The 19,913-nt window shown below is 70.0% G+C and carries 17 protein-coding genes and 1 pseudogene; 12 read left to right on the top strand and 6 right to left on the bottom strand.

What is annotated here, in order from left to right; all coding sequences use genetic code 11:
• Nucleotides 1–189: 189 nt before the first annotated feature.
• The 3 genes from OU415_RS00860 to OU415_RS00870 all read left to right on the top strand — a co-directional run bounded on the left by OU415_RS00860 (nt 190) and on the right by OU415_RS00870 (nt 3,524).
• Nucleotides 190–1,536 carry an MFS transporter gene (locus OU415_RS00860; RefSeq protein WP_270946530.1) on the top strand — a complete coding sequence of 449 codons (1,347 nt, stop codon included), beginning with the start codon at nt 190–192 and terminating at the stop codon, nt 1,534–1,536.
• A gap of 126 nt (nt 1,537–1,662) precedes the next feature.
• Nucleotides 1,663–2,535, top strand: a complete 873-nt coding sequence (locus OU415_RS00865; RefSeq protein ID WP_270946531.1) for a transketolase — start codon at nt 1,663–1,665, stop codon at nt 2,533–2,535.
• Nucleotides 2,532–3,524 carry a transketolase family protein gene (locus OU415_RS00870; RefSeq protein WP_270946532.1) on the top strand — a complete coding sequence of 331 codons (993 nt, stop codon included), beginning with the start codon at nt 2,532–2,534 and terminating at the stop codon, nt 3,522–3,524. The genes OU415_RS00865 and OU415_RS00870 overlap by 4 nt, the downstream gene beginning before the upstream one ends.
• A 77-nt stretch (nt 3,525–3,601) precedes the next feature.
• On the opposite strand, the gene OU415_RS00875 is transcribed toward OU415_RS00870, so the two are convergent.
• Nucleotides 3,602–4,867 carry an MFS transporter gene (locus tag OU415_RS00875; protein WP_270946533.1) on the bottom strand — a complete coding sequence of 422 codons (1,266 nt, stop codon included), beginning with the start codon at nt 4,865–4,867 and terminating at the stop codon, nt 3,602–3,604.
• Nucleotides 4,868–4,903: 36 nt separating this feature from the next.
• The gene (gene argE, locus OU415_RS00880) at nt 4,904–6,091 is read right to left on the bottom strand and encodes an acetylornithine deacetylase (RefSeq protein WP_270946534.1); all 1,188 of its coding nucleotides are present in this window, start codon (nt 6,089–6,091) and stop codon (nt 4,904–4,906) included.
• A 114-nt stretch (nt 6,092–6,205) separates the two neighbouring features.
• Between argE and OU415_RS00885 the strand changes: the two genes are divergently transcribed.
• Nucleotides 6,206–7,288, top strand: a complete 1,083-nt coding sequence (locus OU415_RS00885) for an Lrp/AsnC family transcriptional regulator (protein ID WP_270946535.1) — start codon at nt 6,206–6,208, stop codon at nt 7,286–7,288.
• On the opposite strand, the gene OU415_RS00890 is transcribed toward OU415_RS00885, so the two are convergent.
• The 3 genes from OU415_RS00890 to OU415_RS00900 all read right to left on the bottom strand — a co-directional run bounded on the left by OU415_RS00890 (nt 7,285) and on the right by OU415_RS00900 (nt 11,104).
• The gene (locus OU415_RS00890) at nt 7,285–8,460 is read right to left on the bottom strand and encodes an NAD(P)/FAD-dependent oxidoreductase (protein ID WP_270946536.1); all 1,176 of its coding nucleotides are present in this window, start codon (nt 8,458–8,460) and stop codon (nt 7,285–7,287) included. The genes OU415_RS00885 and OU415_RS00890 overlap by 4 nt on opposite strands.
• Before the next feature lie 74 nt (nt 8,461–8,534).
• Entirely contained in the window at nt 8,535–9,725 is a 1,191-nt protein-coding gene (locus OU415_RS00895; RefSeq protein ID WP_270946537.1) for an NAD(P)/FAD-dependent oxidoreductase, read from the bottom strand.
• Between the two features lie 20 nt (nt 9,726–9,745).
• Entirely contained in the window at nt 9,746–11,104 is a 1,359-nt protein-coding gene (locus OU415_RS00900; protein ID WP_270946538.1) for a sodium/glutamate symporter, read from the bottom strand.
• Nucleotides 11,105–11,210: 106 nt separating this feature from the next.
• Here OU415_RS00900 and OU415_RS00905 point away from each other — a divergent pair, with 106 nt between their 5' ends.
• Together OU415_RS00905 and OU415_RS00910 are read left to right on the top strand one after the other, a co-directional pair.
• Nucleotides 11,211–12,152 (top strand): LysR family transcriptional regulator, encoded by a 942-nt coding sequence (locus tag OU415_RS00905; protein ID WP_270946539.1) that lies wholly within the window; start codon nt 11,211–11,213, stop codon nt 12,150–12,152.
• A 58-nt stretch (nt 12,153–12,210) separates the two neighbouring features.
• A complete protein-coding gene (locus OU415_RS00910) occupies nt 12,211–12,570 on the top strand; it encodes a cupin domain-containing protein (RefSeq protein ID WP_270946540.1) in 360 nt (119 codons plus the stop codon).
• 60 nt (nt 12,571–12,630) lie between these two features.
• On the opposite strand, the pseudogene OU415_RS38280 reads toward OU415_RS00910, so the two are convergent.
• Nucleotides 12,631–13,058 (bottom strand): annotated as a pseudogene (locus OU415_RS38280) (MEKHLA domain-containing protein).
• Nucleotides 13,059–13,187: 129 nt separating this feature from the next.
• Here OU415_RS38280 and OU415_RS00920 point away from each other — a divergent pair.
• From OU415_RS00920 to OU415_RS00945, 6 genes are all read left to right on the top strand, one after another.
• Nucleotides 13,188–14,207: a LacI family DNA-binding transcriptional regulator gene (locus tag OU415_RS00920; RefSeq protein ID WP_270946542.1), complete on the top strand. Its 1,020-nt coding sequence runs from the start codon at nt 13,188–13,190 to the stop codon at nt 14,205–14,207.
• Nucleotides 14,204–15,157 (top strand): carbohydrate ABC transporter permease, encoded by a 954-nt coding sequence (locus OU415_RS00925; RefSeq protein ID WP_270946543.1) that lies wholly within the window; start codon nt 14,204–14,206, stop codon nt 15,155–15,157. The genes OU415_RS00920 and OU415_RS00925 overlap by 4 nt, the downstream gene beginning before the upstream one ends.
• Before the next feature lie 3 nt (nt 15,158–15,160).
• On the top strand, nt 15,161–15,988 hold the full coding sequence (locus OU415_RS00930) for a carbohydrate ABC transporter permease (protein WP_270946544.1): 828 nt from the start codon (nt 15,161–15,163) through the stop codon (nt 15,986–15,988).
• 32 nt (nt 15,989–16,020) lie between these two features.
• Nucleotides 16,021–17,292, top strand: a complete 1,272-nt coding sequence (locus OU415_RS00935; protein ID WP_270946545.1) for an ABC transporter substrate-binding protein — start codon at nt 16,021–16,023, stop codon at nt 17,290–17,292.
• 96 nt (nt 17,293–17,388) lie between these two features.
• Nucleotides 17,389–18,573: an ADP-ribosylglycohydrolase family protein gene (locus OU415_RS00940; protein ID WP_270946546.1), complete on the top strand. Its 1,185-nt coding sequence runs from the start codon at nt 17,389–17,391 to the stop codon at nt 18,571–18,573.
• On the top strand, nt 18,570–19,901 hold the full coding sequence (locus OU415_RS00945) for an ADP-ribosylglycohydrolase family protein (RefSeq protein WP_270946547.1): 1,332 nt from the start codon (nt 18,570–18,572) through the stop codon (nt 19,899–19,901). The genes OU415_RS00940 and OU415_RS00945 overlap by 4 nt, the downstream gene beginning before the upstream one ends.
• Nucleotides 19,902–19,913: the final 12 nt, after the last annotated feature.

Genomic DNA, 19,913 nt, shown 5'->3' on the forward strand with positions numbered 1-19,913 from the left:
AATGTTAACAGCGATCTGTCAACAGACAAGAACTCAAGCACTAGATGCGAGATTAAAGCACGTAAGACGTGGACAACGAGCAGGCCGCACTGTTGACAAACACTCGTCGAGAGCTGAATATCTGCGGCAATGTTGACACCGGAGAGCCGGTGTCGAGGACATCGGACTACCCCAACGGAGAGGTGAGCGATGAGCGCGGAACCGCTGCGCACCAGCGGCCCGGTGCACGGAACACCGGACGTGCACCGGGTGGCGTGGGGATCGACCGCCGGCGGCGTCATCGAGAGCTACGACTTCATCGGTTTCGGCACCGCCGCGGCCCTCTACTTCGGTCCCGCGTTCTTCCCGAGCGCCTCACCGGTCGTCGGGACGCTGTCGGCGTTCGCGACGCTCGGCGTCGGGTTCGTCGCCCGGCCGCTCGGCGGCATCGTCGGCGGCCACCTCGGCGACCGGATCGGCCGCAAGCCCGTCCTGGTGGCCTCGCTGATCGTGATGGGGCTGGCCACGTTCGCCATCGGCCTGCTGCCCACCTACGCCCAGGTCGGCGTGCTCGCACCGGCGCTGCTGGTCGCGGTGCGGATCATCCAGGGCCTCGCCTACGGCGCCGAGTGGGGCGGGGCGATCCTCATGACCTACGAGCACGCCCCGCTGCTGCGGAAGGGCGCGTTCACCGGGATCGTGCAGTCCGGCTTCCCGATCGGGCTGCTGCTGGCCAACCTCGTCTTCCTCGGTTCGGTCGCGCTGCCCGGCGACTGGGCCTGGCGGGTGCCGTTCCTGGCCAGCCTGCTGCTGGTGATCATCGGACTGGTCGTGCGGTCGAAGGTCCCCGAGTCGCCGGTGTTCGAAGACGTCCGGGACAGCGGCGAGATCGCCAAGGCCCCGATCGTCGACGTGATCAAGAACGACTGGCCGAACCTGCTGCGCGGCATCGGACTGCGCATCGCCGAGACCGCGGGCTACGCGGTGGCCATCACCTACATGATCTCCTACCTGAAGTCGGAGGAGCTGGCCTCCAGCGACGAGACCATCCTGTCGCTGTGCGTCGCCTCGGCGATCGGCATCTTCGCCACGATGGCGTGGGGCCGGCTGACCGACCTGGTCGGCAGGCGCCCGGTGTACGTCTGGGTCTGCCTGTTCAACGCGGCCTGGGCGATCCCGATGTTCTTGCTGGTCAACACCGGCTCGCTGATCGCGATCATCGCCACCGTGGTCATCTCCTACGGCGTCAGCCAGAACGCGCTGGCCGGTTCGCAGGGCGCGTGGTTCCCCGAGCTGTTCCAGGCGAAGACGCGTTCGTCGGGAGCGTCGCTGGCGTACCAGATCTCGGCGATGATCTCCGGTTTCACCCCGTTCGTCACCACGCTGCTGTTCATCGCGCTCGGCTGGATGGGCCCCGCGCTGCTGTTCCTCGTCTACTCGGTCCTCGGCCTGGTCGCCGCCCTGCTGACCCGCGAGACGTTCGGGAAGCGCGAGCGCGAGGAAGCGCGGCGCCTCAGCGCCGAGAACGACGACGCACGGCCCGCCGCCGCGCGCTGACACATCGAGGTTTTTCCATCCTCGTCCTGCGTGGCGGCGCCGGTAGCGGAACCTCAGCGCCCGCCTGGACTCCGGGTGTCCGACTTGATGCATGCCAGCTCATCTCAACGGATTGAAGGGAGCACGATGACGATCGCCACCGACAGCGACCTGGCGGCGCGCGCCGAGCGGGTCCGCGCGGCGGCCCACCGAATGCGGCACCACGTCCTGGACATGGGCGAGGTGCAGGGCCAGGGGTACGTCGGGCAAGCGCTGGGCGTCGCCGACGTCCTCGCCGCCGTCTACGCCGACCAGCTGCGGTTCCGGGCCGACGACCCGGACTGGCCCGAGCGGGACCGGTTCCTGCTGTCCACCGGCCACTACGCCATCGCCCTGTACGCGGCCCTCGCCGAAGCGGGCACCATCCCGGTCGAGGAGCTGGAGACCTACGGCTCCGACGGCTCCCGCCTGCCCATGTCCGGCATGGCGTCCTACACCCCCGGCATGGAGATCTCCGGCGGATCCCTCGGGCACGGCCTCACCGTCGCGGTCGGCATGGCGCTCGGCACCCGGCTGCGCGGCGAAGCGCCCCGCATCATCAACTTCCTGTCCGACGGCGAGCTCGACGAAGGCTCCACGTGGGAAGCCGCGATGGGCGCCGCCCACCACCGCCTCGGTCGGCTGCTGGCCATCGTGGACATGAACGCGCTGCAGGCGGACGGGCCCACGCAGGGCGTGCTCGGCATCGAGCCCGCCGAGGAGAAGTGGTCCGCAGCGGGGTGGTTCGCACAGCGCGTGGACGGCAACGACGTGCCAGCCCTGCTGCGGGCTTTCGACGCCGCCGCGCAGCGATCGGCACCCGTCGGCGAACCCGCGGTGATCCTCTGCGACACCAAGATCGGGCGCGGTGTGCCGCTGCTGGAAGCCAGGGAGAAGGCCCACTTCATGCGGATCGAGGAGCACGAGTGGCAGCTGTGCCGCGAGCAGCTGGCCGAGAACGCGGGAGGGCGGGCACGATGACCAGCACGAAGCCGAAGCGGCTGACCACCTCGGCGATGATCGCCTCCTTCGCCGATCCCGGGCAGCGGACCACCAGCGCCCCGTTCGGCCATGCACTGGCTTCGCTCGCCGAAGCCGACGACCGGATCGTCGGGCTGACCGCCGACCTCGGCAAGTACACCGACATGCACGTGTTCGCCGAGGCCCACCCGGACCGGTTCTTCCAGATGGGCATGGCCGAGCAGCTGCTCATCGGTGCGGCGGCGGGCATGGCGGAGGTGGGGCTCGTCCCCTTCGCCTCGACCTACAGCGTCTTCGCCGCCCGACGCGCCTACGACTTCCTCTGCCTGGACGTCGCGGAGCCGAACCTCAACGTCAACATCGTCGGCGGGCTCCCGGGCCTGACCACCGGGTACGGCCCCAGCCACCAGGCGACCGAAGACGTGGCGATCTTCCGCGGCATGCCGAACCTGACGATCGTCGACCCGTGCGACGCGGTGGACATCGAGCAGGCCGTGCCGCAGCTCGCCGCCGCCGAGGGGCCGACGTACCTGCGGTTGCTGCGCGGCAAGGTGCCCACCGTGCTGGACGAGTACGACTACTCGTTCCGCCTCGGCAAGGCCGCTGTGCTGCGCGGCGGCGCGGACGTCGTGTTCGTCTCAAGTGGACTCATGACGATGCGCGCACTGCAGGCGGCAGAAGCGCTCGCGAAGCACCGGGTCGACGTCGCGGTGGTGCACGCACCGACGATCAAGCCGTTCGACGCCGACACCGTACTGTCCGAAGTGGACACCGATCGGCTCGTGGTGACGCTGGAGAACCACACCGTGGTGGGCGGGCTCTTCGAAACGGTCGCCTCGGCCGTGGTGACCCGGGGCCTGAACAAGAGGATCGTCCCGATCGCGCTGCCGGACGCCTTCTTGGACGCCGGAGCCCTGCCGACGCTGCACGAGCGCTACGGCCTGGCAACCGACCGCATCGTCACCAAGGTCCTCGACGAGCTGCGCTGAGCACCTGAACACCTCGCGGCTGGTCCGCCCGAACGGTTTCGGGCAGGCCAGCCGCGAGGTCGTTCCAGGGTCCGGGGTCAGTTCACGCCTTCCATCCGCCGCGCGAACGACAGGCCGACGAGGGAGATGACGGCGACGCCGATGTAGTAGAAGCTGGGCGAGTTCAGCGAGCCGGTGACGTCGATGAGCCAGGTGAGCACGAGCGGCGCGACGCCTCCGATCGCGGTCACGCCGACGTTGTAGGCGACGGAAACACCGGTGGTGCGCACCTCTCCCGGGTACATCGCGGTGAGCAGCGCCGGCAGCGGGCCGAAGTAGAACGCCATGATGACGCCGAGCACCACGGTGACCAGGACCAGCGTGAACACCGTCGGCGAGCCGACCAGGACCTGGAACAGCGGCCAGGCCAGCACCAGCGCCGCGGCGGCCGACCACGTCATCACCCGCGCCGGCCCGACCCGGTCCGCCAGCATGCCGACGAAGGGAACGCCGACGAGCGTGACGAGGCCGGCGACCGCGCCGCCGAGGTAAGCAGCGCTCGCGGGCACCCCCAGCTGCTTCGTCGCGAGGGTGGGCATGTAGAGGATGAGGTAGACCGACAGCGTCGCGACGCCGACGCACGCGGCACCGGCGAGGACCCGGCCGATGTGGCGGGTCAGCACCGTTCGGACCGGCGCCTGCTCCCGCGGCCCCTGGCTGAACTCCTCGGTCTCGGACAGCCGCGCCCGGATGTAGAGGCCGACCGGGCCGACGAGGATGCCGATGATGAACGGGATCCGCCAGCCCCAGGCGTAGAGGTCCTCCTCCGGCAGGTACGTGAACAGGACGTAGCCGAAGGCCGAGGCGAGGAACATCGACGCGCCTTGGCTGGCGATCTGCCACGACGCGTAGTAGGCCCTGCGGTTCGGCGCCGTTTCCACCAGGAACGTGGTGGCCGTGCCGAACTCGGCACCGGCCGAGAAGCCCTGGACGAGTCGCGAGAGCAGGATGATCAGGCCCGCCCAGGCCCCGATCGCGTCGTGGGTCGGCGCCGCTGCCATGAGGATCGTCCCGACCATCATGAGCAGGAGCGTCACCGTGAGCGCCTTCTTGCGGCCGTGCCGGTCGCCGTAGCTGCCGAGGAGCAGGCCGCCGAGCGGGCGCACCACGTAGGAGATGGCGAAGGTCGCGAAGGTGAGCAGCAGGCCGGAGCTCCCGCTGCCCTCCGGGAAGAAGTTCTTCGCGATGACGACCGCGAACGACGCGTAGACGATGATGTCGAACCACTCGAGGGCCGCACCGATCGAACTGCTGATCACGGCCTTTCGGGCGGCCGCGATGCGTTCCGGCGTGACGGTGGACATGTGTCCCTTTCGGTAGGGGTGACGCTGGCTGCGCGGTCAGGAGCGCAGGTCGTCGACGAGGTTGTCGAGGAGAGCTTCGCAGCGCGCGATCTGGTCGAGTTCGACGAACTCGTCCGCCGTGTGGGCCTGCGCGATGTCGCCGGGGCCGCACACCACCGTCGGGATGCCGGCGCGCTGGAAGAGACCGGCTTCGGTGCCGTAGGTGACCTTCGCCGGCGACTCCTCGCCACCCCACTTGGTGACGTGGCGGATGACCTCGGCGTCCGGTGCCGTGTCGAGCCCGGGGGTCGACGCGGCGACGGACATCTCGACCCGGGCGCCCGGGTTCTCCGCCTGCATCTCGGTCTCGATGCGCCGAACCTCGGTGCGGAACACGTCGATCATCTCGTCGACGTCGACCCCCGCCACCGAGCGGAACTCGAAGCTCAGCGCGCACTCGGCGGGGACGGTGTTGACCGCGATGCCGCCGGAGATCTCGTTGACCGTCGCCGTCGTGAACGGCACGTCGAAGAACTCGTCGAACGGTCCGTCAGCGCGGAACCGATCGGCGGTGGAGCGCACGAAGCGCACCAGCTGGGCGGCGTGCTCGATCGCGTTGACGCCCTGCGGCGTCAGCGAGGAGTGCGCGGCCAGGCCGTGGAAGGCCACCCGGATCAGCGTGATCGACTTGTGGCCGCGGATGACCCTCATGCTCGTCGGTTCCCCGACGATGCAGGCCCGCGGGCGCAGACCGCGCCGGACGATCTCGTCGACCAGCGGGATCACGCCGACGCACCCGACCTCCTCGTCGTAGGAGAACGCGAGGTGGACCGGTTCCCGCAGCGGCTCGGCGGCCAGCTGCGGCAGCTTCGCGACGACGGCGCCGACGAAGGACTTCATGTCGCACGCGCCCCGGCCGTAGAGCCGGTCGCCGCGCACCTCGGAGGTGAACGGGTCGCTGCTCCACCGCTGCCCGTCGACGGGGACCACGTCGGTGTGGCCCGACAGGACGATGCCGCCCGTGGTCGATCCGTCGGCGGCGGGGAACGTGGCGAGGAGGTTCGCCTTGGTCCCCTCGGCGTTGGGGATCAACGTCGGCTCGACCCCGTTGGCGCGGATCTCGTCGGCGACGACGTCGATGAGCGGCAGGTTGCTGTCGCGGCTCGTCGTGTCGACGCCGATGAGGCGTGCGATCCAGTCCAACGTCGTGGTGGACGGGGTCAGAGGCGTGGTGTCGGCCGGCATGCGGGTTGAGCTCCAGGTAGTCGAGATTTGCATCCATCAAACGGGTGAATGATGATGGCATTCGCCCGCGACCAGGCGGGGGAAATGCAGGATTGCGCAGCAAGGGGTGAGATCGTGCAGGATTCCACCGGCATCGCGGACGAGCTCGACCTCGCCATCGTCAACTGCCTCCAGATCAACCCGCGAGCGTCGTGGACGCAGCTCAGCCGGGCGCTCGACGTCGACCCGGTCACGGTGGCCCGCCGCTGGAACAGGTTGAGCGACAGCGGCACGGCGTGGGTCACGGGCCGCGCGGCCGGGCACGGCACGCCGGAGTCGTGCCTAGCCGTCATCGAGCTGAGCTGCGCCGCCTCGGAGACCCTCGCCATCGCGAACCGGATCGCCCGCCTGCCCCACGTCCTCAACCTCGAGCACACGAGCGGCCCGCGCGCGCTCACGATCCTCGTCGAGGTGCGCGATCTGGCGTTCCTCTCGCGCTTCCTGCTCGATTCCCTCGGTTCGATCCCCGGGGTCGTCAGCGCGAGCAGCCACGCCGTGACGAAGGTGCTCACGATGGGCGACCACTGGAAGCTCAAGGTCATCGACGCGACCCAGCGCGCCATCATGGCCCGGAGCCTGCCCCGCCACCTGACCCAGCTCGCCGCGAACCGCCCCGACGGCCTCCGCCCCTACGACGACGTCGACAAGCAGCTGATCCTCCTGCTCGGCGAAGACGGCCGCATGCCGGTGTCCACTATGGCCGGACGAACGGGCTTGAGCGAGAGCACGATTCGCCGCCGGCTGGCCGAACTGGTCAACCACGGCCGGGTCGTCCTGCGCTGCGACATCGCGCTGCCCGCCTCCGGCTGGCCGGTCATCACGTGGCTCTGGGCGCACGTCAGCCCCGACGACGCGGAAACGATCAGAACGATCCTGCACCGCATCGAGGGCATCCGCGCGTGCTTCCAGATCTCCGGAGGCCAACCGAACCTCCTGCTCGGCCTCAACACGCGCTCGCTGCGCGAAGCACCGGTCATCGAGGCGAAGCTCGCCGACGCGGCACCCCGCCTGTCGATCATCGACCGGTCCATGGTGCTGCGCTCGATCAAGCGGATGGGACGCGAACTCGACGAAGCGGGCCGCAGCGTCGCGAGCATCCCGATGAACATCTGGGCCGCCCCCACCTCTCCCCCACCCCACCGCGAAACCACGACCTAAACGCCCGACCCGTAGGTCCGGGTCATCTCGCGCATGCTGTCGTCGAGCGCTTCGGCGTGCGCTCCGACGACTCGGTCGGCCCGGTAGGGCTCGAGGGCCGGGTTCTTCCCCTCCGAAGTCACATCGGCGGCGACGAGTTCCGCCAGGGCCGGTGCGAGGTGGATTCCGCTGTGCGTGACGACGTGGTACAGCCGCGGTTCGTCCGGCACGATCCCCACGATGGGCAGTCCGTCGGCGGGGACCGGGCGCACACCGACTGCCGCGGTCAACGGGACTTCGGCTGCCCGCTCGGGCAGCAGGGGCCGGGCCTGCGTCCACAACCTGTCCAGCAGATCTCGCGGAACCCGGGTGTCCGCACCGCTCCCCCGGGGGAGTTCCGCGTCGAGCGGGTACGAGTGCAGGCACACACCACCGTTGCGGGTCGGCCGCAAGTTGATCGTCCACAAAGTCCAGATCGACCGGAGGTCGAGCCCGGGTACGGGATCGAGGTGGCCGATGACTCCGGGGATCAGGTCCAGGGGGAGGTCCGCTCCCGCCATCTCCGCGATGCGGCCAGCGGCTGGACCCGCGCAGTTGATGACGTGGTCGGCTTCCCAGATGCGATCCCCCGAACGCACGCCTGCGAGCGCGCCTCGGCGGTAGTGCAGACTGGTGACCTCCACACCCTCGTGCAGGACGGCACCAGCTCTCCTGGCCCGGGCGAGCATTCCGGAGACGTACGCGGCGGGGTCGTACCAGCTCGCCTGCGGATAGATCACTGCCGTACCACCGGCCGCGGCCGGCAGCCGCAAGCCGGGGTCCAGATGCCGGAGATCAGCGATGTCGGCCACTTCCGACTCGTACCCCCACTCCGCCAGCCGATCGCGGCGAGCGAGCATGACGTTGCTGTCGTGCTCGTTGGTCCCCCACTCGATCGATGGCGCGGGGAACCGCCACTCCAGCTCACCGCAACGCTCGTTCAGCTCTTCGTGCAAGGCTGCGCTGCGCAGCGCGAGGTCGAAGTAGTGCCGGGGTGTCTTCCGCGCCGTGATGTCCATCGCGAAGGTCGTCGCGGTCGTTCCCGCTCCTGCGCGACCGCTGTCGAGGACCTGGACGGACATTCCGCGCTGGGCCAGGTCGCAGGCCACGGTCACCCCGATGGCCCCGGCGCCGATGACAACGACGTCACTCATCACACGTGCTCCCAGTTCACAGTCCGTTGCACCCGGCTGGATTCCACGGCTCCCGCCAGCGAAATCCCAGCGCGTCAGCGCATTTCCCCGGCGCCTCGATAGGGGTTGCGGCTGACGAGCGGTCGCCCTTCGGCGAAGCGCTCGAACCGGAAATCGGCGGCGTCGACCGACGGTTCCGAGCTCGCACCGTCCAGCAGCAGGTCGGCCGCCAACTTCCCGACCGCGGGCGAGATCTTGTAGCCGTGGCCGCTGAACCCGACCGCCAGGAACAGGTTCTCGACGGGTGCGGGTCCGATGATCGGGTTGTAGTCCGGGGTCACGTCGTAGCAGCCCGCGTACGAGCTCGCGATGCGCGGATCCGGCATCGCGGGCAACCGGTGGTCGAGCTTGCCGATGTTCACCTCGACGAACCCGGGGTCGGCCCGGTTCGAGTAGCCGTCCGGGTCGGCGAACTCGGGACTGCTGTGGTCGCTGTTGCCCACCAGCAGCTCACCGGACGGCTCGCCGCGGAAGTACTGCAGGTTCACCAGGTCGGAGAACACCGGCACGTCCCGGAGCGGCTCACCGGTGCCGACCAGGAGGATCTGCTCGCGTTGGGGCCGGATCGGCAGGTCGAGACCGGCCGGGCCGGCCAGCTCCGGGGACCACACCCCGCTGGCCAGCACGACCGCGCCGGCGTCGATGCGGTCGCCGTTGCCGAGTTCGACCCCGATGACGTCGCCGCCGGGCCCGATGCGCAAGGCCTCGACCGGTGTCCCCTGCAGGATCTGCACGCCCAGCTCGCGCGCTCGTTTGGCGAAGGCCATCCCGGTCAGGTAGGCGTCGCCGTGCCCGCCCCCGGGCTCGTGGGCGAACGCCGCGAAGTCGTCGAGCCGCATGCCGGGCCACAACTGCGCGACCGCGTCGTGGTCGACGAGCTCCACCTCGATGCCGAGTTCCCGGTGCATGGCCACGTTCGCCCGCAGCGACGCCGCGTTCACCTCACCGACGCCGACGATGTAGCTCGTTCGCCGAAAACCCACGTCTGCCCCGAGGATCTGCTCCGCGCTGGAGAACACCTCGGCACCGTCCCTGGCCATCGCCGCGAGGGACGGCACGCCGTAGTGGCACCGGACGATGCCGCTCGACTTGGCCGTCATACCGGAGCACAGCGTGCCGCGTTCGAGGACTGTCACCCCGACGCCGCCCCTCTCGGCCAGCGACCACGCGATCGCGAGCCCTTCCAATCCGCCGCCGACGATGACGATGTCGGTTGTGCCTGCCACTTGCCCCGCCCTCCCTCGTACTACTGCTGTTCAGCCGCGGCGGTTCCCGCGCGTTGGTGCGCCGCCGGCCAACGCCGGACGAACGTCAGGACGAGCAACGCGACACCGAAGACGATCGTGGCCGTGATGAAAGACCCGGTGAATCCGGCGACGACGGCGATCGGCGCGACGATCGCCAGCAGGATCTCGACCGGACCGAAACCCACGTAGGCCAACCCGAACTCCTCGACCGTGCCGCTCTTCAACCGCGGGTCCACGATGCGCAGCAGAGCCAGTCCGGTGGCGATGGAAGCCGTCGACCAGCCCCAGGTGAACAGCCCGCGCTCCAACCACTGCTCGCCGAACATCCGCGGCGTCAGGTAGCGGAAGATCAGCAGGCAGTAGACCAGGCCGAACACCATGAGCAACGCCAGCGGGACGGCGTAACCCGCGACCACGCTCGGCACGATCGAAGCGATGCCCGTCGCCACCAGGAAGTCAGTCGCCGAACCGGAGATGCTCTTGATCGTGGCGCCGTCCAAGTACTCCCGGGCCGGCGTCCGGTCGATGACCGTCCGCAGCAGCAGCCCGCAGAGGAACGCCGCGGCGAACACCGGAACGGACACGTCCGGGAACAGCAGGGCGAACCCCTTGGTCGCCAGGTACCCGGCGAGCGTGACGATCACGACGAGCGACAGCTGCATGGCCAGCGGTTCCAACGAGCTCGGCGAAACCGTGGCCCGGCCGATCGGCTCCCGCTCCTCGGGCGCCGCCAGGAGACCGGTGCGCATCGACTCCGGGAGGTCCGCGACACCTGCCGCGCTCCCCAGGGAGTACTTGGCGCCCCACTTCACCAGGACCAGGCCACCGACGATGCACACCACCACTCCGACGGTCGCCGAGGTGAAACCCAGCGACGTCGCCTCCTGCCACCCGGCGTCGGACAGCGTGCCCCCGACCGCCGATGCCGTGCCGAAACCACCGGCCCACCCGGCCGCGAGCAGCAGCCCGAAACCATCGGGCAGGTCGAAGAACCAGCCGAGCACCGCAATCGCGAACAGCAGGCCGAGACCCCACTGCAGGACGTAGGACAACACCGAGTACGACCACATCACCCGCGCGCTGCGGATCTTGCCGCGCACGGCGAACGAATCGGTCAGCGGCAGCGCGCCGAACACCACCGCGGTGAGGATCGTCGCGTAGGTGCCCAGCTGGGACGAGAACGGGATCAGCCCCGCACCGTTGGGCCCGAGCGCCAGTCCGAGCACGCCCGCGATGATGCTGGCGGGAAGCAGCAATCGCTGCACCCAGCGGACCTTCGCCCGGACGAGCTTGCCGATGAGCAGCAGTCCGCAGATGGAACCGATGTCGATGAGAACGCTCCACGCGGTGAACGACATCGCACCTCCCTGGAAACGCCGGGCCTGGAATGCCCAGCAGTAGACAGCCCCGGAAGCAAGGTGTCCAATATCGGTTGGCTTCCGATTACTAGCGTCCGGAGAATGAATGGAACTTCGGCACCTGCGGTACTTCCTCGTGGCCAGCGAGGAGCTGCACTTCGCGAATGCGGCGCGGCGGCTCAACATGACGCAGCCGCCGCTGAGCGTCGCCATCCGCCAGCTCGAGCGCGAGCTCGGCGCCGAGCTGTTCGAGCGCAGCACTCGGCAGGTGTCGCTGACCGATGCCGGGAAGGCCCTCGTCGAGCAGGCCAGCCGCATCCTTAACGCGGTCGACGAGCTGCCGACGCTGGCGCAGGAGGGCGCCAGCGGCAACACCGGTGAACTGACCATCGGGTTCGTGAGCTCCGCCAGCTTGTCCGTGCTGCCGCCGGCAGTGCGCTTGTTCCGCGAGCGCCACGAGAACGTCAAGCTCCACCTCAACGAGCTCACCACGGCTCAGCAGGTGGAGGCGCTCTACGAGGACGAGATCGACATCGGGCTGGTCAGGACCGGGACATCGCCGGTGGGGCTCACCGTCACCCCCGTCCTGGAGGAACGACTCGTCGCCGTCATCCCCGAAGCGCACCCGCTCGCCGACCGCGATCCCGTTCCGCTGGACCTCCTCGCGGCCGAACCCCTCGTGCTGGTCCCCCACCGCCTCATGCCCGACTACTGCGAAGCCGTCCTCGAGATCTTCGAAACCGCGCGAGCACGGCCGCGGGTGCAGCAACGCGCCGTGCACCAGGAAACGATCCTCGGGCTCGTGGCAGCAGGCGTCGGGCTGTCCGTCCTGCCCGAATCGGTCGTGCGCATGCAGCGCCACGGCGTCGTGTACCGCCGGCTCGAGAACGACCAGTTCCGGGTGCCGCTCTCCGTCGCCACGGCCAGGCACAACAACTCGGCGATCGTCGAGAAGCTCGTCGACTGCATCCGGCGGGCGGCGCGGGACGAAGCGGTCCAGTTCCCGGAGCCCGGTTCGACACATGCGCCTTTCGACCCTGGTCCCTGACCGACCCGGGTCGCAGGCTGCGCACTGTGCGGTATCCGTGCGCAATCGAGGAGGACCGATGACGTTCGAAGTCAAGGATCTCGGCAAGCCGGACGAGACGCGCACGTTCGAGCACGGCGAGCTGGGCCTCGTCGAACTCCCGGGGGTGACTGTCGGGCGCACCGTGCTGCACCCCGGCTGGCGCTGGTCGAACGACGTCAAACCGATCGTGCAGACCGGCAGCTGCCAGCAGGCGCACACCATGTACGTCCTGTCCGGCACGCTGCACATCGCGATGGACGACGGTCAGGAAGGCGAGATCGGGGCCGGGCAAACGGGTGTCCTCTCCCCCGGGCACGACGCATGGGTCGTGGGCGACGAGGACTTCATCGCCATCGACTGGTCCGGGGCGGCCACCTACGCAACTCCGCCGGAGTGATCCACGCGCGGTGCGCCCGGACGTTCTGGAGAGGCCAGCGCGGACCGTCCACAGTGGTCGTCACGTGACGTCGCGCCAATCGCGGATCAGGGCGGCCTGCCCGCAGCGGTGCCCATCCGCGTCGAGCAGGTTCCACAGCAAGGTCTTCTCGATCCAGAAGCGCCGACCGCTCGCGGCGACCCGGACGCCGCGGTAGTCGTCGGTGAACCCCTGGCGCCGGGCGTCTTCGAGCAGGCGGTCGCGGTCGCCTGCGCATCCGGCCCCGCGGACAACCGCGACGGCATCCCGACGATCTCGTCCCAGCCGTACTCGAAACACCGCTGCGCGGTCCGGTTCGCGTAGACGAAGCGCGGGTCGGCGCCGCCGTCGTGGGCTTCGGACCCGATTCGATCATCACCAGAACAGCAGCGGGGACGAGCACTGGATCGTTCCGCCGCGCGGCTGCGGCGGGAGATTCGAGCGGCGTCCGGATCGATCCCGGGTCCCATCCGATGATTGACACCGCAACAGAGCGGGTGGCACGATCACCGCCACAGATCTTGGAAACGTTTTCAACTCCCCTCGGGTCCGCGCTGGAAACGTTTCCAATCTCCCGCCGCGAACGACCTGGAGGGACGATGACGTCGACACGGGCCACGCTCTTGCAGGTGGCCGAGCGCGCGGGGGTTTCGCTGGCGTCGACCTCCCGCGCCCTCCACGGGACCGGCGCGAGCAAGGCGATGGTCGAGCGGGTCCACGCGGCGGCCGCCGAGCTCGGCTACAGCGTGGACGCGATCGGGCGGTCGCTGCGCATGAAGAAGACCTTCCAGATCGCCTTCGCGGTCGCGGACATCGGCAACCCGGTCTACGTGGAGATGATGCGCGGCATCCACGAAGTCCTCGCCCCGCACGGCTTCCGGGTCGTGGTCATGACCACCGGCGATACCGCGGACTCCGCCGCGGAGCTGGTGCGCAGCCTGAACAGCGGCTTCGTCGACGGCATGATCATCATTCCGCTGCGCACCGACGACCGGCTGATCGCGGAGATCCAGCAGGCGCCGGTGCCGGTCGTGGTGATCGGGCGCGCGATGAGCGACCACGGCGTCAGCTCGGTCTCCACCGACTCGGCGGCCGGGATCGGTGCGGCGGTGGAGCACGTGCGCTCGCGCGGTCGCCGCCGCATCGGCTTCCTCAACGGTCCGCTCGACACGACACCGGGCGAGTCCCGGCAGCGCGGGTTCGACGCGGCAGCCCGCACCGCCGAGCTCATCGAGACCGAGATCGCTGACGATTTCACCGTCGCGGCCGGGCTCGACGCGGCTCGACGGCTCTTCGCCCGCGCCTCCGGCCCCGCGGAGCAGCTCGACGCCGTCGTGGCGGCGAACGACCTGCTCGCCATCGGGGCGATCCGCGCGGCGCGCGAATTCGGGCTGAAGGTGCCCGAAGACGTGGTCATGACCGGGATGGACGACACCGAGCTCGGCCGCGTGTTCCTGCCGAGCCTGACGAGCGTGTCCCTCGACTCGACCGCACGCGGACGTGCGGCGGCCGAGCTCGTGCTCGGGCTGACCGACGATCCCGACCAGCCGGCGCGGCAGGTCGCCGTGGGTCCCGAACTCATCGTGCGTGAGTCCACAACAGACGGATCGGCGTTATGACCGCACCTTCCCTGGCCACGAAGCCGACTGCCCCACCGCCGCCCCGGAAGCGCGGGACGGCCGTGGCGCGCGCCCGGCGGCGCGAGGTCGTCGCGCTGGTGATGCCGTCGCTGATCCCGATCCTGGTGCTCAGCGTCGCGCCGCTGGTCGTCGGGATCGCGCTCGCCTTCACCGACGCGCGCCTGGTCCGCAAACCCGACTACGACGTGGTCGGACTGGACAACTTCGCCGGCCTCCTGGACAACTCGCTGTTCTGGGAGTCGCTGCGGATCGGCCTGATCTGGACGGTCAGCGTCACGCTGCTCCAACTGGTGGCGGCCATGGGCCTGGCGCTGCTGCTCAACTCCGGTCTGCGCCTGCAGGGTCTGACCCGGGTGCTCGCGCTCGTCCCGTGGGCGATGCCGCCGGTGGTCGTGGCGATCATGTGGCAGATGATCTACTCGGCCAACGGGGGTCCGCTCAACGCGTTCCTCGGCGGCATCGGCCTGCCCGGCGACATCAACTGGCTCGGGGACTTCTCCACCGCGCTGCCCGCGGTGATCGTCGTCGGGGTCTGGGTCGGGATGCCGCAGACCACCATCGCGCTGCTGGCCGGCCTGCAGCAGATCCCCGCCGACCTGCACGAAGCGGCCGCCGTGGACGGCGCCGGGGCCTGGCGCCGGTTCACCGCCGTGACCTGGCCGAGCCTGCGGCCGATCGTCACGTCGATCACGTCGCTGAACTTCATCTGGAACTTCAACTCGTTCGCCCTGGTCTACGTGCTCACCGAGGGCGGCCCCGGCGGTCGGACGATGGTCCCGGTGCTCTTCGTCTACCTGGAGGCGTTCAAGAACCGCAACCTCGGTTACGCCGCCGCGATGGGCGTCGTGCTCGTCGTCGTCATCGTGGCGGTCCTCGCCCTGTACCTGCGGGCGCAGTTCCGCCACGACCGCACCGAGAAAGCGCGGTGAGCCATGCGTTCCCTGATCCGCCCCGCCCAGTACGCGGCGCTCGCCGCCTACCTCCTGTTCCTCGGTTTTCCCTTGCTGTGGCTGATCTCGGCGTCGGTGAAGTCCTCCGCGGAGCTCAACTCGCTGTCGGTGAGCCTGCTGCCGCAGGAGTGGCACTGGGAGAACTACTCGCAGGCGCTCGAGCGGCAGGGACTGGTCCGATCCGCGGTGAACAGCCTCGTGGTGGCGCTGGTGTCGACCGCACTGGTGATCGTCATCGCGCTGCCGGCGTCCTACGTGCTGGCCCGGGTAAAGGGCAAGGTCCGGATGGCCGGGGTCGCCTGGATCCTGGTGAGCCAGGTTTTTCCGGTGGTCCTCGTCGTCCTCCCTCTGTTCCTCGTCCTGCGGGCGCTCGGATTGGCGGACAGCCTGGTCGGGCTGACGCTCGTGCACACGACCTACATGCTGCCGTTCGCGTTGTGGATGTTGCAGGGATACGTCGCGTCGGTGCCGGTCGAGCTCGAGGAGGCCGGGACGATGGACGGCGCGCGGCGGTTCACCGTGCTCCGCGCGATCGTGCTCCCCCTGCTGGCGCCGGGCATCGCCGCGACCGCGATGTTCAGCTTCGTCGCCTCGTGGAACGAGTTCTTCTTCGCCCTGGTCCTGCTGCAGTCACCGGAGAACTACACGCTGCCGATCACCCTGAAGATGTTCATCGGCGGTGAAGGCAAGGTCGCGCTCGGGCCGCTCGCCGCGGGAGCGGTGCTCGCGGCGATCCCCAGCATCGTCTTCTTCTCCCTCCTCCGCCGGAGGCTCACCAGTGGGCTGGTGGCGGGAGCGGTGAAGGGATGAGTTCCCCCACCCCAGCCGTGAAAGGGTCGACAATGACGTCTCGACGCACGTTCCTCGGCGCTTTATTCCTGAGCAGCAGCTTGCTGATGGCCGCTTGCAGCGGCGGCGATGAGTCGGGGCCGGCGACCCTGACCTTCCAGTCGCTGTCCGACCAGCCGGCCGCGATCGAAGCGACGAACAAGATCGTCGACGCCTGGAACCAGCAGCACCCCGAGGCGCGGGTGCAGGTGGTGCCAGCGGGCTGGGACGGGGTCTACGACAAGCTCATCACCCAGTTCAACGCCGGTACCGCGCCCGACATCATCCACTACGAGGCCGCCGGCGTCGTCCCGTTCGCCAAGGACGGCTACCTCGCGGACCTCTCGCCGTACCTGTCGGAGCAGAAGCGCGCGGACATCCCGAAGGGCGTGCTCGACTCGGTCACGGCCGACGGCAAGGTGATCGGCTACCCGACCGAGCTGCAGTCCTACGTCGTCTTCGCGAACAAGGGCCTGCTCCAGCGGGCGGGCATCGAGATCCCCACCGGGCCCACGATGACCTGGGACCAGCTGCGGGAGATCGCCAAGGCCACCACCAAGGACGGCGCCTACGGCCTCGGGTGGGGCCTGTCCAGCCCGACGGCGGCGTTCGTGGCGCTGGCACCCGGTTTCGGCGGGCAGTACTTCCACGGCAGCGGCGACGGCACGACCATCGAGGTCGGCCAGGGCGAGATGGCGCTGCCCGAACTCGTCAACCAGATGGCCTTCCAGGACCGCTCCATCCTCCCGGTCACCCTGACCCAGTCCGGTTCCAAGGCGCTCGCCCCCTTCTACGCCGGGCAGGTCGCCATGACGGTCCAGGGCTCGTACCAGGCGGCGAACATCGCCAAGGACGCCCCGAAGGACCTCGACTGGACCGTGCTGCCGCCGCTGGCGGGGCCGGCCGGACCGGCGCAGGCGGCCAACCCGCAGACCCTGTCGGTCAACGTCGACTCCAAGCACGTCGAGAAATCCGCCGAGTTCATCGAGTTCTTCACCAGCACCGAGAACCTGGCCGCGCTGAACGAGGCCGACGCGCTGATCCCGCCGACCACGTCGGCGCGGGAGGCCCTCGCCCAGAAGCTCGGCTCGCAGAACGGCTGGAACGCCATCCTGGCCACCGGGCAGCACCTGACCTCGGCCCCGTACCTGTTCGTCGACAAGTACGCGCAGTGGAAGGACACCGTGGCCACCCCGGCCTACCAGCGGTTCCTCGCGCAGCAGACCGATGCCGGTGCACTGGCCAAGGAGCTCTCCGACGGCTGGAACAGCATCGCGCACAAGTAGTCGCACCCGGACCGGCGGCAGATCCGCCGCCGGTCCACTTCGGACAGCGGAGCGCGGGCGAACCGCCTGCGCCGGACGCGGAAGGGACCGGATCCGGTGACCTGGCTTGAGGACCGCGCGGTGGCGGTGATCACCGGCGCGGCGGTGGGCGACGCCCTCGGTGGTGCCACGGAGGGGTGGACACCGGAGCAGATCGAGGAACGGCACGGCGGCCGGGTGACCGGCATCGTCGGCCCGTGGTACCCGAACTGGCGGGACGCGCGCCCCATCGCCCCGTACCACAAGGGCGACGGGCACATCACCGACGACACCCTGATGACCTGCGCGCTCGTCGAGGTGTACGCGAAGCGCCGCGCCCACCTCGACGCCTACGCGGTGGCCGAGGACCTCGTGCCGCTGATGATCGGCGAGCCCCGGTGGGTTCCCGAGCTGGAGTCCTCCGCCCTGCTCCTGCAGCGCGTCTTCCTCGCCGAGAAGTGGATCGTCGCGAGACTCCACTATGGACACGTCGACCCGCGCGAGGCCGGTGCGGGCAACGTCGTCAACTGCGGGGCCGCGATGTACATCGCGCCGGTCGGGATCGCGAACGCGGGCGACCCGCGCGGTGCGTACGCGGAGGCGATCGACCTCACCGGTGCGCACCAGTCGAGCTACGGCCGGGAGGCGGCCGGGGTGCTGGCCGCGATGGTCGCCGCCGCGGTCGCTCCCGGTGCCGGCCTCGACGACGTGGTGGAAGCGGCCCTCGCGGTCGCGCACGACGGGACGGCAGAGGCTCTGCGCGCCGTCGTCGACGCGTTCGCGGACTCGACCCCGCCGAGCACCGACGAGCAGGAGCGCGCTCTCGCGCGCCGCGTCCGCGAGACCGTCGCCCCGTTCGATTCGGTGGGGCCGCACTACCGGGAGATGTCGATGGACGCCCGGCGGCCGTCCCGGACGAAGTCGATCGAGGAGCTGCCCGCCGCGCTCGGGCTCGTGCTCGGCCACCGGGGCGACTACCGCGGTTCGGTGCTGGCCTCGGTCAACTACGGCCGCGACGCAGACTCGATCGCCTCGATGGCGGGCGCGATCTGCGCCGGCCTCGGCGGGACCGCCGTCGTGCCGGCGGAGTGGGTGGACGCGATCGGCGAGGCCAGTCGCATGGACCTGCGCGCGACCGGGCGGCTGATGGCTTCGGCCGCGGCCGACATCCTCCGCGCCGACCGGGAACGGGCCCTCGAGCGCATCGCCGGCATCGATGCGCTCGACGCCCGGGGAGCCGCGGTGATCGGAGAAGGGGCATGAGGCTCACCTGGGCGCAGCCGGAGGACCTGTTCGCCCACGAGCTGGTGCAGTCCGCGGCGGAGGGCAAGAACGTCACCGAGGTCCGTGATCGGTGGGTAGCCGCCGGTGGCGACCCGATTCCCGCGGCGAGCGGTGCCGGTCCCCGCCCGGCCACGCCGGCGATGCGTTCGCTGGCGCGCACGTTGCTGGACGAGCTCGACGCGATCCCCGCCGCACCGGCCCCGGAGGAGCCGGATGACTGGGACGCGATCGTCGCGCTGCTCCCACCCGCTCCGAGCCTTCCGCGCCCCGCGCGGGAACGGGCGCTCGGGGCGTGGACCGGACGAGCGGCCGGGTGCCTGCTCGGCAAGCCGGTCGAGAAGATCCCGCGCCAGGGCATCGAGGAGATCCTGCGCGCGACCGGGCGCTGGCCGCTGGACCGGTACTTCACCGCGGTCGGCCTTCCCCTGGAGGTCGCGGAGCGCTGGCCGTGGAACCGGCGCTCGGCGGGCACCTCGCTGGAGGAGAACATCGCCGGGATGCCGGAGGACGACGACCTCAACTACCCGATGCTGGCGCTCACCCTGCTCGAACGGCACGGCCGCGAGTTCACCACCGACGACGTCGGGCAGCTGTGGCTGGACAACCTCCCCGCCGGACGCGTGTTCACCGCCGAGCGCGCCGCGTACCGCAATCTCCTCGACGCCCGGCCCGTTCCGCGGACGGCCAAGCACCACAACCCTTTTCGCGAGTGGATCGGCGCGCTCATCCGGACCGACGTCTTCGGCTGGGTCTCGCCGGGCGACCTGCGTGCCGCCGCGCAGCTCGCCTGGACCGACGCGCGGTTGAGCCACACGCGCAACGGCATCTACGGGGCGATGTGGGCAGCGGCGCTCGCGTCGGCGGCGATGGTGTGCCGCTCCGCGGCGGAAGTCCTGGACGCGGCCGAGGCCGCCATCCCGCCGGGCAGCCGCCTCGCCCAGGCGGTCCGGTTCGGCCGTGCGCTGGCCGCCGAGTCCGACGTGCGCACCGGGCTCGACCGCCTGCACGCGGAGTACGGGCACCTGCACTGGGTGCACGTGCTCAACAACGCGGCGGTCATCGCCTACGCATTGGCCAAGGGGCAAGGGGAATTCGGACCGAGCGTGTCGATCGCGGTGCTGGCGGGCTGGGACACCGACTCCGCGGCGGCGACGGTCGGCGGAGTCGTCGGCGCCCTGCGCGGCGTGGACGGCATCGGCGAGCAGTGGACGGCACCCCTCGACGGGCGCATCGCGACGTCGCTGCCCGGTGGCGAACAGCGCATCGCGGACCTGGCCGAACGCACCGCCGCGCTCTCGGTTTCGTGAGTGGTTCGGGGT

This window comes from Saccharopolyspora oryzae, from assembly GCF_027853915.1.
GTDB classification, from domain to species: domain Bacteria; phylum Actinomycetota; class Actinomycetes; order Mycobacteriales; family Pseudonocardiaceae; genus Saccharopolyspora; species Saccharopolyspora oryzae.

Coding starts and splice junctions, on each gene's coding strand:
- OU415_RS00860 (WP_270946530.1), top strand. CDS start 190: ATGAGCGCGGAACCGCTGCGCACCAGCGGCCCGGTGCACGGAACACCG.
- OU415_RS00865 (WP_270946531.1), top strand. CDS start 1,663: ATGACGATCGCCACCGACAGCGACCTGGCGGCGCGCGCCGAGCGGGTC.
- OU415_RS00870 (WP_270946532.1), top strand. CDS start 2,532: ATGACCAGCACGAAGCCGAAGCGGCTGACCACCTCGGCGATGATCGCC.
- OU415_RS00875 (WP_270946533.1), bottom strand. CDS start 4,867: ATGTCCACCGTCACGCCGGAACGCATCGCGGCCGCCCGAAAGGCCGTG.
- argE (WP_270946534.1), bottom strand. CDS start 6,091: ATGCCGGCCGACACCACGCCTCTGACCCCGTCCACCACGACGTTGGAC.
- OU415_RS00890 (WP_270946536.1), bottom strand. CDS start 8,460: ATGAGTGACGTCGTTGTCATCGGCGCCGGGGCCATCGGGGTGACCGTG.
- OU415_RS00900 (WP_270946538.1), bottom strand. CDS start 11,104: ATGTCGTTCACCGCGTGGAGCGTTCTCATCGACATCGGTTCCATCTGC.
- OU415_RS00905 (WP_270946539.1), top strand. CDS start 11,211: ATGGAACTTCGGCACCTGCGGTACTTCCTCGTGGCCAGCGAGGAGCTG.
- OU415_RS00910 (WP_270946540.1), top strand. CDS start 12,211: ATGACGTTCGAAGTCAAGGATCTCGGCAAGCCGGACGAGACGCGCACG.
- OU415_RS00920 (WP_270946542.1), top strand. CDS start 13,188: ATGACGTCGACACGGGCCACGCTCTTGCAGGTGGCCGAGCGCGCGGGG.
- OU415_RS00925 (WP_270946543.1), top strand. CDS start 14,204: ATGACCGCACCTTCCCTGGCCACGAAGCCGACTGCCCCACCGCCGCCC.
- OU415_RS00930 (WP_270946544.1), top strand. CDS start 15,161: ATGCGTTCCCTGATCCGCCCCGCCCAGTACGCGGCGCTCGCCGCCTAC.
- OU415_RS00935 (WP_270946545.1), top strand. CDS start 16,021: ATGACGTCTCGACGCACGTTCCTCGGCGCTTTATTCCTGAGCAGCAGC.
- OU415_RS00945 (WP_270946547.1), top strand. CDS start 18,570: ATGAGGCTCACCTGGGCGCAGCCGGAGGACCTGTTCGCCCACGAGCTG.